Origin of the sequence: Bradyrhizobium sp. IC4060 (assembly GCF_020193715.1) — a bacterium.
GTDB classification, from domain to species: Bacteria; Pseudomonadota; Alphaproteobacteria; order Rhizobiales; family Xanthobacteraceae; genus Bradyrhizobium; species Bradyrhizobium yuanmingense.
The window spans coordinates 18,463-32,233 of record NZ_JADYVJ010000012.1; the positions used below are offsets into that span (position 1 = coordinate 18,463).

13 protein-coding genes are annotated in these 13,771 nt (G+C 64.5%); 4 read left to right on the top strand and 9 right to left on the bottom strand.

The genetic code is table 11. The annotated features are described in order from the left end of the window. Window positions 1-38: 38 nt before the first annotated feature. Entirely contained in the window at window positions 39-674 is a 636-nt protein-coding gene (locus I6F16_RS29725) for a DapH/DapD/GlmU-related protein (RefSeq protein ID WP_225114858.1), read from the top strand. Window positions 675-750: 76 nt separating this feature from the next. Here the strand turns inward: I6F16_RS29725 and I6F16_RS29730 are convergent, their stop codons facing one another. After that, entirely contained in the window at window positions 751-1,137 is a 387-nt protein-coding gene (locus I6F16_RS29730) for a hypothetical protein (protein ID WP_036002720.1), read from the bottom strand. A gap of 170 nt (window positions 1,138-1,307) precedes the next feature. Next, window positions 1,308-2,096 (bottom strand): hypothetical protein, encoded by a 789-nt coding sequence (locus I6F16_RS29735; protein WP_225174229.1) that lies wholly within the window; start codon window positions 2,094-2,096, stop codon window positions 1,308-1,310. A 117-nt stretch (window positions 2,097-2,213) separates the two neighbouring features. Here I6F16_RS29735 and I6F16_RS29740 point away from each other — a divergent pair, with 117 nt between their 5' ends. Further along, window positions 2,214-3,248, top strand: coding sequence for an aspartate-semialdehyde dehydrogenase (locus I6F16_RS29740; protein ID WP_036038710.1), 1,035 nt, complete (start codon window positions 2,214-2,216; stop codon window positions 3,246-3,248). A 5-nt stretch (window positions 3,249-3,253) separates the two neighbouring features. On the opposite strand, the gene I6F16_RS29745 is transcribed toward I6F16_RS29740, so the two are convergent. From I6F16_RS29745 to murJ, 4 genes are all read right to left on the bottom strand, one after another. Continuing rightward, window positions 3,254-3,823, bottom strand: coding sequence for a NifU family protein (locus I6F16_RS29745; protein WP_036002713.1), 570 nt, complete (start codon window positions 3,821-3,823; stop codon window positions 3,254-3,256). 318 nt (window positions 3,824-4,141) lie between these two features. Then, window positions 4,142-4,636 carry a universal stress protein gene (locus tag I6F16_RS29750; protein WP_225114856.1) on the bottom strand — a complete coding sequence of 165 codons (495 nt, stop codon included), beginning with the start codon at window positions 4,634-4,636 and terminating at the stop codon, window positions 4,142-4,144. A 106-nt stretch (window positions 4,637-4,742) separates the two neighbouring features. Next, window positions 4,743-5,795 carry a tryptophan--tRNA ligase gene (gene trpS / locus I6F16_RS29755; RefSeq protein ID WP_036002766.1) on the bottom strand — a complete coding sequence of 351 codons (1,053 nt, stop codon included), beginning with the start codon at window positions 5,793-5,795 and terminating at the stop codon, window positions 4,743-4,745. 81 nt (window positions 5,796-5,876) lie between these two features. After that, window positions 5,877-7,409, bottom strand: a complete 1,533-nt coding sequence (murJ, locus tag I6F16_RS29760) for a murein biosynthesis integral membrane protein MurJ (protein WP_225114855.1) — start codon at window positions 7,407-7,409, stop codon at window positions 5,877-5,879. A gap of 124 nt (window positions 7,410-7,533) precedes the next feature. Here murJ and I6F16_RS29765 point away from each other — a divergent pair, with 124 nt between their 5' ends. After that, window positions 7,534-8,535, top strand: coding sequence for an adenosine kinase (locus I6F16_RS29765; protein ID WP_225114854.1), 1,002 nt, complete (start codon window positions 7,534-7,536; stop codon window positions 8,533-8,535). Window positions 8,536-8,685: 150 nt separating this feature from the next. Here the strand turns inward: I6F16_RS29765 and I6F16_RS29770 are convergent, their stop codons facing one another. The 3 genes from I6F16_RS29770 to I6F16_RS29780 all read right to left on the bottom strand — a co-directional run bounded on the left by I6F16_RS29770 (window position 8,686) and on the right by I6F16_RS29780 (window position 13,002). Continuing rightward, window positions 8,686-9,519, bottom strand: a complete 834-nt coding sequence (locus tag I6F16_RS29770) for an outer membrane protein (protein WP_036024125.1) — start codon at window positions 9,517-9,519, stop codon at window positions 8,686-8,688. Window positions 9,520-9,962: 443 nt separating this feature from the next. After that, window positions 9,963-11,657, bottom strand: a complete 1,695-nt coding sequence (locus I6F16_RS29775; protein WP_225114853.1) for an AMP-binding protein — start codon at window positions 11,655-11,657, stop codon at window positions 9,963-9,965. Between the two features lie 148 nt (window positions 11,658-11,805). Next, complete coding sequence (locus tag I6F16_RS29780) at window positions 11,806-13,002, bottom strand: serine hydrolase domain-containing protein (RefSeq protein ID WP_225114852.1); 1,197 nt, start codon at window positions 13,000-13,002, stop codon at window positions 11,806-11,808. A gap of 346 nt (window positions 13,003-13,348) precedes the next feature. On the opposite strand from I6F16_RS29780, the gene I6F16_RS29785 reads away from it, so the two are divergent. Next, window positions 13,349-13,669 (top strand): hypothetical protein, encoded by a 321-nt coding sequence (locus I6F16_RS29785; protein ID WP_027572396.1) that lies wholly within the window; start codon window positions 13,349-13,351, stop codon window positions 13,667-13,669. The last annotated feature ends 102 nt before the right edge of the window (window positions 13,670-13,771 follow it).

Consider the following 13,771-nt stretch of genomic DNA (forward strand, 5'->3'; position numbering starts at 1 on the left):
CGCTCCATCCGGGCTACGGCCTCATTGGAAACCGCCTCATGGATACACCCCGCCCCAAGATCGCGGAAACCGTCATCCATGAGACGGTGCGCCTGCGCGAGGCGCAGGTCGGGCGGCGTTGCGAGGTGCTTGCGGGCACGCGCATCGAATATGCTTCGCTCGGCGACTACTCCTATCTCGGCGAGAATTGCGACGTCGCCGACGCCGTGATCGGCAAGTTCACGGCGATCGCCAACTCGGTGCGGATCGGTGCGCCAAACCACCCGATGGGCCGTCCCTCGCAGCACCGCTTCACCTACGTCCCCGAATATTACGAGGCGGGCGCGACGCGCGACCGCGACTTCTTCGCAGGTAGGCGCGGCGACCGGGTGATCGTCGGCAACGACGTCTGGATCGGCCACGCCGCCATCCTGCTGCCGGGCGTGAGCGTCGGCGATGGCGCAGTGATCGCCGCAGGCGCCGTCGTTAGCCGCGATGTCGAGCCGTACACCATCGTCGCTGGCGTTCCCGCCCGTCCCATCCGCAAGCGCTTTGACGATACCGTTTCCGCAAGCCTGCGCCGCATCGCCTGGTGGGATTGGCCGGATGCGCTGATCTTCGAACGCCTCAGTGATTTCCGCTCCGAGGCCATCGAAGAATTTTGCCGGCGCTACGATCCGGCAGCCAATGCGTAAGACGGACGCATCTCGCGAAAAACAAAAATGGCCGGGCGTGAGCACCGGCCATTTTGATTCGGTCGTGACGCCCGCCTCAGTACAGCGGGAAGTTCTGCGGATAGCCGCCGACATCCTGCGGCGGGGAGAGCGGCTGGCGGTCGATCGGCCGGTTGAGGTTCTCGCGGGCGAAGGACGGATAGCCCACGGCCGGGGGGAAGGCGTAGTCGGTGAACTTGCGGTCGCCCGGATTGACCTCGGTGCCGCCATCGAGCCAGGAGCGCTTGCTCACATAGAGGCGGGTGCGGCCCTGTTGATAGACCGTGTTGGGGCCGCTCGGGCCGTAATAGGGCCGGCCGCGGTCGTCATAGCGCTGCTTGGTCCTGGTGTCGGCGGAAGCCGCGGTCGCGAACGCAACGGCCATTGCGGCGCCCGCCGCAAGCAATGTCGCCAGTTTGTTCGCGGCAGAAAATTTCAAGCTCATCACGTCCCCTTCAGGCGGCAGGCCGCCAGTCGATTTCACCCCATACTAGCCCGGCCGGGGCGGACGCAACTAGGTCAATTGGGTCACACCAGCTCGGAATAATCGTGCGCGCCGGCAAAAGTTGCATGCAAACCAGCTACTTGAGCTTGATGCAGAATCCTTGATGCAAGTCAAAGCGCTCCGCGCAATTGCGCGTTCGCTGCGCCCAGCAGCCAGTCCGGCGAGCCCTGAGGGTCACAGCCGCGGCGCCTGAGCTCGGCATGGGCGAACAATTCCGCCAGCCTCGGCTCGTTGCCCGAGGCCAGCAGCGTCAGCCGGTTCAGCGTGCAGGCGATCGCCGCGCGGCGGGCGGGCAAGCTGTCGCCCTGGCAGGAGAAGCCGGAGATCTGCAAGGCGGGCTCCTCGTAGCGCTTGAGATAGCCGAGGCAGGCCCGCGTCCCCTCTGTCGCGCCGACCGGCCGGAACAGGGCGACGGGGCCGAATTTGCTGTCAATCAGGCCGGCCTGCTCGAGCGGGGCATCTGCACCCAAACCCATCCGGGCGGCCAAACCCGCGGCCGCCGGCCGTGTCACGTCGAATTCGGCGCCTTGGCGGTAGATTTCGAGTTCGGCCACCGGCTTGTCCGCCATATCGATCCAGCGCAGCACGTCCCTGCGGCCGCCCTCGGAATGCCTAAAGATGACGTAAGAGGCTGTTTTTTCTGATGAATCGATCCGGCTGACGGCGAAGGCCGGATGCGAGCGGTCGGCGATGCTCCAGCCCGGTCTGTCCGCCGGACCATCGCCACGCAGGTCAGGCAGCTGTCCCAGGCCTGCGAGGGCGAGGATGGCAAACAGGGCGAGCGCCCCCACATAGGCGACCAGATGCGCCAGCGTGCCGACGACCTCGTCGGCCAAGGCCAAGAGCGTCAGCTGGATCTGGGTAGGGCTAACGGCCGTGCTGGCCTCAGGCGACTGCATCCACGTCCCTAAGGCATGGTCTTAACGTTGTCTTGAGTCCGGTTCTCGCATAGAAGCGCTGCTCTTCCTGTTTAAGCGTCAGCTTCGGGAACGGGCTTTTTCATCGGAGAGTGAACGATGGGTTACAAAGTCGCAGTCGTCGGCGCGACCGGCAATGTCGGTCGGGAAATGCTCAACATCCTGGATGAGCGCAAATTCCCCGCGGACGAGGTCGTGGCCCTGGCGTCGCGCCGCAGCGTCGGTGTCGAAGTCTCCTATGGCGACCGCACCCTGAAGGTCAAAGCGCTCGAGCATTACGACTTCTCCGACGTCGACATCTGCCTGATGTCGGCGGGTGGGTCGGTGTCGAAGGAATGGTCGCCGAAGATCGGCGCCGCCGGCGCTGTGGTGATCGACAATTCCTCCGCTTGGCGCATGGATCCGGACGTGCCGCTGATCGTGCCCGAGGTGAATGCGGCCGCGACCGAAGGCTTCAAGAAGAAGAACATCATCGCCAACCCGAACTGCTCGACCGCACAGCTCGTGGTGGCGCTCAAGCCGCTGCACGAGAAGGCGACGATCAAGCGCGTCGTGGTCTCGACCTATCAGTCGGTGTCGGGCGCCGGCAAGGACGCAATGGACGAATTGTTCTCGCAGACCAAGGCCGTCTACACCAACGACGAGCTGGTCGCGAAGAAATTCCCCAAGCGCATCGCCTTCAACGTCATCCCCCACATCGACGTCTTCATGGAGGACGGCTACACCAAGGAAGAGTGGAAGATGATGGCGGAGACCAAGAAGATCCTGGATCCCAAGATCAAGCTGTCCGCCACCTGCGTGCGCGTGCCTGTGTTCGTCGGCCATTCCGAGGCCGTCAACATCGAGTTCGAGAATCCGATCACCGCCGATGAAGCGCGCAACATCCTGCGCGTGGCGCCCGGCTGTCTCGTCATCGACAAGCAGGAGCCCGGCGGCTACGCCACGCCCTATGAAGCGGCCGGCGAGGACGCGACTTACATCAGCCGCATCCGCGAGGACGCGACCGTGGAGAACGGTCTCGTGCTCTGGTGCGTGTCGGACAATCTGCGTAAAGGCGCCGCCCTCAACGCGATTCAGATCGCGGAAGTGCTGATCAACCGCAAGCTGATCAGCGCGAAGAAGAAGGCGGCGTAACCGGCTTACATCGGCCGGACTTCGACCACATCAGGCACGAAGTGCTTGAGCAGGTTCTGGATGCCGTGCTGGAGCGTCGCCGTCGATGACGGGCAGCCGGAGCAGGCGCCCTTCATGTTGAGATAGACGATACCGTCCTTGAAGCCGCGGAAGGTGATGTCGCCGCCGTCATTGGCAACGGCCGGCCGCACCCGGGTCTCGATCAGGTCCTTGATCATGTCGACGGTCTCGGCGTCGGCCTCATCGAAGAACTCGTCCTCGTCGTCGAGATCGGCATCGCTGTGCGCTTCGCCGCCGGCGAGCAGCGGCGCGCCGGACATGTAGTGCTCCATGATGGCGCCGAGAATCGCGGGCTTGAGCTGCTGCCACTCACCGCTCGCCTTCGTCACGGTGATGAAGTCCGATCCGTAGAACACGCCGGTGACGCCGGGCACCTCGAACAGCTTTTCGGCGAGCGGCGAACGCGCCGCCGATTCGCGGCTCGAAAATTCCATCGGGCTGCCGTCGACCACGACGCGGCCGGGAATGAACTTCAGCGTGGCGGGATTGGGGGTGGCTTCGGTTTGAATGAACATGGTTTTCTCCAGACGTCGCCGGTTCAAGGCCGGCGCGTGCTCTATCCCCTAGCAGATGGCGACGGCTAACGCACGGTCAAGGGGAGGCGGGATATTAGCTCATAAAAATCAGTGGGTTGGCCTTACCCTCCCCTGGAGGGGTCCGGGACGAGCGTAGCTCGCCCGTGGTCGATCGCGCGCAGCGCGAGCGGGGTGGGGTGATCTCTCCACTCGGGCAGTGTCGGATGTGGAGAGACCGTGACCCCACCCCGTCTCATGCCTCGCTTCGCTCAACATGAGCCGACCCTCCCCTCCAGGGGAGGATAAGATGCATCGTCGCTAGGACAGCGAATCCACGCTCTCATTGCTCAGGGCACCCGAGATGATCGTCACCGGCACCGGGAATGTGCCGAGCGCATGCGCGAGCAGCGAGACCAGAGGCCCGGGCCCTTCCGCGCCGGGATTTGCGGCGAGCACCAGCATGGCGATATCAGGATCCTCGTCGATCACTGCGAGCAGCTGTTCCATCGCGCTGCCTTCGCGAATGACGCGCTCCGGCGTGATGGCGGCGATGCCGTTGGCGCGCCCGGCGGCGCGGTCGAGCGCGGCTTCGGCGGCTTCCTGTGCCTCGGCGCGCATGATGTCGGCGACCCCCAGCCATTCCTGGCTCTGCTGCTCAGGCTCGATGATGCGCAGCATCACCACGCCGCCGCCGGCGCGAATCGCCCAGCGGCTGGCGTAATAGACGGCGCGATCCCATTCGGCGCTGTCGTCGACGATGACGAGGCATTTGGGCTTGTGACCCGGCTCGTAGCAAAGTCGCTTACTGGTCATGCATGTCCCGGATTGTGCACGGGGAGCATGCTGCCACACTCCCGCGATGTTTGGGAGGGGCGAAGCGGCCGGCGCCGTGGCGCCAGCCGGTATCGCGAAGCGCGCCCTAGCGCCGGCGAATGAAGCCGACGATGTCCTTGGAGAGCTTCATGGTCTCGTCTGCGATCGCGCGCGCCCGGTCGGATCCGTCGTTCAGGATCGCCTCGATGTGGCCAGGGTCGGCGACGAGGCGCTTCATCTCGCCGGCGATCGGCGCGAGCTTGGTCACGCACAGCTCCGCCAGCGCGTTCTTGAAGCTGGAGAACTGGCCGCCGCCGAACTCGCGCAGCACGTCCGCCTTGGAGCGGCCGGACAGCGCGGCGAAGATGCCGACGAGATTGTCGGCCTCGGGCCGCGCTTCCAGGCCCTTCTCTTCCGTCGGCAGCGGCTCCGGATCGGTCTTCGCCTTGCGGATCTTCTGCGCGATGGTGTCGGCATCGTCGGTGAGATTGATGCGCGAATTGTCGGAGGCGTCCGACTTCGACATCTTCTTGGTGCCGTCGCGCAGGCTCATCACGCGCGTTGCCGGACCCGTAATCAAGGGTTCCGGCAGCGGGAAGAACAGCCCGTCATTGACGCCCTGCGCGCGGATCGAGTCGCCGAAGTCGTTGTTGAACTTCTGCGCGATGTCGCGCGAGAGTTCGAGATGCTGCTTCTGGTCCTCACCCACGGGAACGTGGGTGGCGCGGTAGAGCAGAATGTCGGCCGCCATCAGCACGGGATAGTCGAACAGGCCCACCGAGGCGTTCTCGCGGTCCTTGCCGGCCTTCTCCTTGAACTGGGTCATGCGTCCCAGCCAGCCCATGCGCGCGACGCAGTTGAAGATCCAGGCGAGCTCGGCATGGCCCGAGACCTGGCTCTGGTTGAACACGATGTGCTTCTTCGGATCGATGCCGGCCGCGATGAACGCGGCGGTCACCTCGCGGGTGTTGCGCGCGAGCTCGACCGGCCCGCCCCAGACGTCCACCCCTTGCGTGATCGCGTGCATGTCGACGACGCAATAGATGCAATTGTGGGTTTCCTGCATCTTCACGAAGTTGACGATGGCGCCGAGGTAATTGCCGAGGTGCAGATTGCCCGTCGGCTGGACGCCCGAAAAGACCCGTTCAACGAATGGCATGGTCAGCCTTCCCATAGGTATTCGGCCGTCGTTTCCAACAGCGGCGCTGCCCCGTCAAGGGTCTTTCGCGGAGGCCGTGGTCTAGCTGGGCCGTTTCAATGCGTTAACCGCCTCGCGCCAGGAGGCGGCACCGAGGATCTGCAGCAACAGGCCGTAGACGGCGATCCCGGCTGCGATCTGCACACCCAGCACAATGAAGTGGATGAGCCCATGGGCGCCGGCCGGCACCAGACCCGCGGTCAGCCAGAGCAGGGCGCCCATGGCGATCGCGGCCAGCACGATCCGCGGCAATCGCGTGCGGGCCGCCGCGTCGATCGAGAAGCCGAACTCGCCCGCGCCCTTGCGGAGCAGCGCGAGCGCGCTGCTCCAGGCGCCAGCCGCGATGCTTGCCGCGATTCCGCTTGCGCCAAAGACATGACCGAGCAGAACCGCGAGCACGACCGTCACCACGAAGCCCTTGGCGGTCGCGAGCAGCGGCGTCATCGTGTCGCTGCGGGCATAGAACGCCGGCGACAGCGCCTTGATCAGCACATGCGCCGGCAGGCCCAGCGCCAGCCACATCAGGGCACGCGCGGTGGCCGCGCTATCCGCCGCACCGAACGCGCCATGCTCGAACAGCAGCCCCACGATCGGCTCGGCGAGCACGATCAGGCCGACCGTGGCCGGCAGCGCCAGCCCGGCGGAAAGCTCCAGCGCGCGGGATTCGGCATGCGCCACCGCGTCGCGATCGGAGCTCGCGACGGCGCGCGTCAGCTCCGGCACCAGCACGGTGCCCATGGCGACGCCGACGATGCCGAGCGGCAGCTCGATCAAGCGGTTGGCGAAATAGAGCCAGGACACCGCGGACGGCGTTGCGGACGCGATGATCGCACCCGCCACCATCAGCCATTGCGGCCCCGAGCTTGCGATCATGCCGGGGATCGCCTTAGCGAAGAAGCCGCGCATCTCCTTGTCGAAACTCGCGCGCAGCGGTGTCGCAAGGCGCGCGCTTCGCTGCGACAGCAGCATTAAGAGTTGCAGCAAGCCGGCGAGGCCGACGGTCGCTGCCAGGATCCACGCGGCGAAGCCGGCGTCTGCATGCCAGACCAGCAGCATCGCGATCGCGGCGATCAGCGCAATGTTGAACAGCAGTGGCGAGAACGCCGTCAGCGCGAAGCGTCCCTGCGCATTGAGCAGCCCCATCAGCACGGTGACGGGACCGGCGAAGGCGAGGTAAGGCAGCATCAGCCGCGCGTTCTGAACCGCGAGATCGAGCGTGCCACTGCCGAGGAATCCCGGCGCGATCACCGTCATGATCAGCGGCATCAACAATGCGAGCAGGAGTGAGATCCCGATCAGGGCCGTGCTGACCGTGCCGATCACGCGCCCGGCGAACGCCGCGGCTTCCGCCACCCCGTCGCGGTCCCGCACCCGCAGCCAGGCTGGGATCAGCGCCGCGTTCAGCGCGCCCTCGCTGAGCAGCCGCCGCACCACGTTGACGAGCTGGAACGCCGCCAGAAACGCATCCGCCACGGCGCCGGTGCCGAGCAGCGCCGCAATCAGGGAATCGCGGGCGAAACCCAGCAGGCGTGAGGCCAGCGTTCCCGTCGAGACGGTCAGGAAGGAGCGGATCATGCTCTCGAAAATACCGTTGCTTGCCCGCCAAGGCCCGGTCGTGATAGGCCGCGAGCTTGGATTTCAGGCCGACAGGAAGCGGATTTCCGGTTAGATCGCAATCCGGCAAACAGGATCAAGGTGAATGGCTGACGTGAAATATGACGTTCTCGGCATCGGCAACGCGCTGTTCGACGTGCTGGTTCGGACCGACGAGGCCTTTCTGGCCAAGCATGGCATGGCGAAGGGCAGCATGTCGCTGATCGACGAGGCGCGCGCGGCCGCCATCTACAAGGACATGGGTCCGGCGACCGAGGTCTCGGGCGGTTCGGCCGCCAACACCATCGTCGGCATCGGCAGCCTGGGGGCACGCGCCGCCTATGTCGGCAAGGTCAAGGACGACCAGATCGGCAAGCTCTACGTGCACGACATTCGCGCCGCCGGCGTTGCCTTCAACACGCCGGCCGCCAAGGACGGCCCCGCCACCGGCTGCTCCTACATCCTGGTCACCGGCGACGGCGAGCGCACCATGAACACCTATCTCGGCGCGGCGCAGGACCTGTCGCCCGCCGACATCGATCCGGCCGAGATTGCCGGCGCAGGCATCGTCTACCTCGAGGGCTATCTCTGGGACCCCAAGAACGCCAAGGAGGCCTTCGTCAAGGCGGCCAAGATCGCCCATGACGCCAAGCGCAAGGTGGCGCTGACGCTGTCCGATTCCTTCTGCGTTGATCGCTATCGCGACGAGTTTCTCTCGCTGATGCGGAGCGGCACCGTCGACATCGTGTTCGCCAACGAGTCCGAGCTGCACTCGCTCTACATGACCTCGGATTTCGACACCGCGCTGAAGCAGCTGCGCAACGACGTCAATCTCGGTGTAGTCACCCGCAGCGAGAAGGGCTGCATGGTGGTGTCGTCGGAAGACGCGGTCGCCGCGCCGGCGTTCCCGGTCGAGAAGGTGGTCGACACCACCGGCGCCGGCGACCTCTTCGCCGCCGGCTTCCTCTACGGCCTCGCGCGCAATTTCGGCTACAAGCAGTGCGGCGAGCTCGGCGCGCTCGCCGCGGCCGAAGTCATCCAGCACATCGGCGCGCGGCCTCAGGTATCGTTGAAGGAGCTGGCCGAGCAGCGCGGGCTGACGGCGTAAGAAATTATCTCTGCCTCCACGATGCGGTCGGCATAGCGACCGCACTTTGCCGGCGTGCCGCGTAGAACGAGGCGCTCTCTCTGGCTCCTGATCAAAAAAAACGGCTCCGAGCCGAATGGCCGGAGCCGGGATCTTGGGCTTCTTCGCTTCTCAGTACTTGGCCATCATCGGCCCGCCGAACTTGTAGTTCAGGCCGGCCCGCACGGTATGGAAGGTGAGGTCCTGCGAGATGCGTTCGACGTAGTTGGAGCCGGGCGGAGCAAAAGTGCTGCCGGGCACGTAGGTCGATGTGTAATCCACGCCGCCGAGATCGGTGTAGAGATATTCGAGCTTAACCGTCCAATTCGGCACGAAGGCGTGCTCAACGCCGGCGCCGACCGTCCAGCCGACCTTCGTCTCGGACACCGAACCCGTCTTGGTATAACCATTGGACGAGGTGAGATCCCAGCTTCCCTTGACGCTGCCGACGGCCAGACCGCCGGTGACGTACAGCAGGGTCTTGTCGACCGCATAGCCGGCGCGGCCGCGAACGGTCACGAGCCAATCGTTGCGGATGCTTTCGTCGAATGTGCGGATCACCGGCGGATTCGCTCCGGTGAAAACGGTGCGCGCACCGATATCTGTTGCGTTGGCGTCGGCTTCTACACCCAGAACCCAAGCACCGGTCTGCCAGTTCGCGCCGATCTGAAGACCGCCGATAGCGCCGGCCGGATCGAGGCGGCGATTGCTCAGCGCCACAAACTCGTTCCTGAACGCTACGCCTTCCACGGCCCAGCTGCTGGTGGGATCGAGCACGGTGCCGAGATCCGACTGCCCCCAAGCGTAACCCGCATTCACGCCCACGTAAAAACCGGTCCAGTTATAGACGGCTACGGCGGTCGCTGGTGCCTTGAAGGGCCGGGCCGCGAGATCTGCAGCGCTTGCCGAGCCGACGGTTGCAAATCCAATTCCTGCAACCAGGATGGTCCTCCAAGCCAATTTCATGGCATTCCCCCTAGATCAACAATCGATCAAGTCAGGACACGACCGTAACATTGTACTGCCGCCGATGGCTGTGCCGGGCCTGCCACAGGTGATCGACATTGAACGCGCGTGGGAGACGCCACAAGCAGAATGAATGGCGCACCTGTCCAAATAGCTGGAACTAAGGGTGCCGCGCAGCATCCGGCGGCGTAACGCTCGTCATCCCCGTCATTGCGAGCGCAGCGAAGCAGTCCAGAATCTCTGCGGGGAGACAGCTGGATTGCTTCGCTGCGCTCGCAATGACGATGTAGGCAGGCGCGGGCCTCAATCAAAACTGTCATCGCCCGGCGAAGACCGGGCGATCCAGTACTCCGAGCGGCTGTGATGGATCGAGAAGCCGCGGCGTACTGGATTCGCCTGCGGGGGGAATGACGGTCGTTGTATATGGAGAGCGTTCAACACTTTCACGCCGTCTTCGCCGCCTTCAATCCGAGCCGCTGCTCGACTGCCTCGCGCATCAGGAATTTCTGGATCTTTCCGGTCACGGTCATCGGAAATTCGTCGACGAACTCGACGTAGCGCGGGATCTTGTTGTGGGCGATCTGGCCCTCGCAGAAGGCACGTACTTCCTCAGCCGTCAGTTGCTCGCCCGCTCTGACACGAATCCAGGCGCAGAGCTCCTCGCCGTAGCGGGTATCGGCGACGCCAAAGATTTGCACGTCCTGGATCTTGGGATGGCGATAAAGAAACTCCTCGATCTCGCGCGGATAGAGGTTTTCGCCGCCGCGGATCACCATGTCCTTGATGCGGCCGACGATGTTGCAATAGCCTTCGTCGTCGACGGTGGCGAGATCGCCGGTATGCATCCAGCCGTTGGCGTCGAGCACGTCGGCTGTCTTTTCCTTCTCCTCCCAATAGCCCAGCATGATGCTGTAGCCGCGGGTGCACAGCTCGCCGCGTTCGCCGCGCTTGACGATCCTGCCCTCGAGATCGACGATCTTGACCTCGACATGCGGATGGATACGTCCGACCGTGGAGACACGTCGCTCCAGCGGATCGTCCACCGCGCTCTGGAAGCTGACGGGGCTGGTTTCGGTCATGCCATAGGCGATGGTGACCTCCCGCATGTTCATCTCGGTGTTGACGCGCTTCATCACCTCGATAGGGCAGGGCGCGCCGGCCATGATGCCGGTCCGCAGCGATGTCAGGTCGAAGCCGGCGAATTCGGGGTGATCAAGTTCGGCGATGAACATCGTCGGCACGCCGTAGAGCGCCGTGCATTTCTCCTGCTCGATGGTGCGCAGCGTCGCGAGCGGGTCAAAACCCTCGCCGGGATAGACCATTGCGGCGCCGAGCGTCACGGAGGCAAGGTTGCCCATCACCATGCCGAAGCAATGATAGAGCGGCACCGGAATGCAGATGCGGTCCTGCTCGGTGAGGCGCATCGCGCGGCCGACGAAATAGCCGTTGTTGAGGATGTTGTGGTGGGTCAGTGTCACGCCCTTCGGTGATCCGGTCGTGCCGCTGGTGAACTGGATGTTGACGGGATCGTCGAACTGCAGCTCGGCGCCGAGCGCGGCCAATTGCTGACGGTGCCGGTCGCCACCCATCTGCGCGACCTCGTCGAAGGCAATTGTGCCCGGTGCGGCCGGGCCGCCGATCTGGATGACATTGCGGAGGGCCGGCAGCCGTGCCGTTTGCAGCTGTCCGGGCCTGGCGGATGACAGCTCCGGCAATAGCGTGTTGAGCATCTCCATGTAGTTGCTGGTCTTGAACGCCGTCGCGGTGACGATCGCCGCGCAGCCGACCTTGCGAAGGGCAAATTCCAGCTCGCTCAGGCGATAGGCAGGATTGATCGTCACCAGGATCAGGCCGGCCTTGGCGGCGGCGAACTGGGTCAGCGTCCATTCCGGTCGGTTCAGCGACCAGATGCCGATCCGCTGGCCCCGCTCGAGTCCGAGCGCGAGAAAGCCGGCGGCGAGCGCATCGACCCGTTCGGCGAATTCCGACCAGGTCCATCGCACCCCGTGGCTGGGCGAGACCAGCGCTTCGCGATTGCACCAGCGCTGCGCGGCCTGGTCGAGACTCCGGCCGATCGTGTGGCCGAGCAGCGGCGCGTCCGAGATGCCGCAAACGTAGCTGTCCGCTTTGTCCGCCAAGTCGAAATCCTTTCGTGAGTGATGATCGGCACACTCTACCCGTCGTCATGCCCGGGCTTGTCCCGGGCATCCACGTTCTTTGTGCCGCGCGGCAAGTCGTGGATGGCCGGGACAAGCCCGGCCATGACGTCAGGTGAGAGGTTGCGAGTCACGCCGCCTTCTGCCCGCTTCCGGCAGCATCGAGCCCGGCATAAACGCCGCGCTCAAAGCCCGCGAACGCCTCCAGGCATTTCGCATCCGCGAACGGCAGCAGCTGCATCAGGATGACGCCGGTGACGTCGCGCGCCGGATCGATCCAGTAATAGGTGTTGGCAAGGCCAGCCCAGGCGAGGCTGCCGGCGCTGCGGCCCTCGGCGGTCTTGGCGGTGTTGATCATGAAGCTGAGGCCCCACTTCTTCACCTGCTCAGGATAGAGATCGACGTCGTTGGTGTACATCGGCGCCGCCGTCGTCATCTTGCCCATAGCGAGATCGCCGATGTGGTTCTGCCCCATCGTCGCGACCGTCTCGGCTTTCAGCACCTGGTTGCCGTTGCCGCGCCCCTTGTTGAGGATCATCTGGGTGAACTTGATGTAGTCGGCCGCCGTCGAATAGAGCCCGCCGCCGCCCATGTGGAATTCCGGCTCCTGCTCGAGCTCGAACGGGATCGCTGCGAGCTGGCCGTCCTCGCCGCGCGCATGCATGCCGACCAGCCGCTTGCGCATGTCGTCGGTGATCTTGAAAGCGGTGTCGCGCATGCCGAGCGGCGCGAACAGATTGTCGCGCAGGTAAGCATCCAGCCGCTTGCCGCTGGCGGCTTCCACCGCCTTGCCGACGAAATCGATGTTGGTGCCGTATTCCCAGCGCGTGCCGGGGTCGGACATGATCGGCGTCTTCAATGCCGCGTTCTGGCAGGTGGTGATGGCGGGAATGCCGTTCTTGTCCAGATAGACCGCGAGATCGCCGTTCCACATGTTGTAGCAGAAGCCGGCGGTGTGGGTCATGAGCTGGCGCAGCGTGATCGGTCCTTTGGCCGGCCGCAGCTTCGCCTCGCCCTTGGCGTCAAAGCCTTCGAGCACCTGCGGATTGGCGAGCTCCGGCAAGACATCGCCGATCGGCGCATCCAGCGACAGCCTGCCCTGCTCGACCAGCTGCATGGCGCCCGCTGTGGTCACCGCCTTCGTCATCGATGCGATCCAGAACACGCTGTCGACGCTCATCGGATCGGGCTTGGACAGATCGCGCTTGCCGAACGCGCCCTGATACAGCACGTCTTGACCGCTGGCCGCGATGGCGACGACGCCCGGAATCTCCTTGGTCTCGCTCTTCTGACGCAGAATCTCATCGATCTGGGCTTGGCTTTGCATGGCGTTTCCTCGGGTTTGATTATTGTTGGAAGTGATCGATTGTCTTCCCGGATCTCCGGCGCGGCAAGCGCCATCTATCTACCTGCACCGGTCGCGATGTCGTGACTTGACGGTCTTGATCAAACGCAAGACGACAACGAGGCTGAGCGCGTACGCTCTTTTACAATCTACGGTAGATCGACGTGCCTCGCCTCACCTTGGATGGGTTTCTCGCGATATGCTTCGTGGTTTCGAACCCCTGAAACATTTAGTGAGCTGCCGCGTTCAGCACCCGGCCCGATCGACGAGCCGTTAAGACTTGATGCAAATGTTGCCGGCCGTGGATGGGCGGCGAGGGGGACCTCAGATGATTTCGACCTGGAGCGAATGGAAGCGCTATCCCCGTCCGGGACGTGGCGAGAACCTGGAGGCGCCGATTTCGCCGGGCATCTACGAGGTCCGCGTCGCCGGCACCGGCGCCCTCTATTCCTTCGGAGCGGTGGACAATCTGGCGCAGGCGCTGGCGCTGCTGCCGGTCGGTTCGAAGTCATGGTTCGGCCGCCGCGACACGTCTCATGTCCCGGATCTCGAATATCGGACATGCGCGACGTCCACAAAAGCGGATGCCAAGGCCGCCGCCGAGCGCATGATCGGCCGTCGCGAGACCTATATGAGCGGCGCGGCCTAAGGCCGCTGCCAGTTTAGCTGCCATCTGACGTGCGTTTGCAGGGCGGTGCATTGCGCACCGTCTGTCCCTATATTGCGGCCGATCCGATCGCCGCCAGGGAGA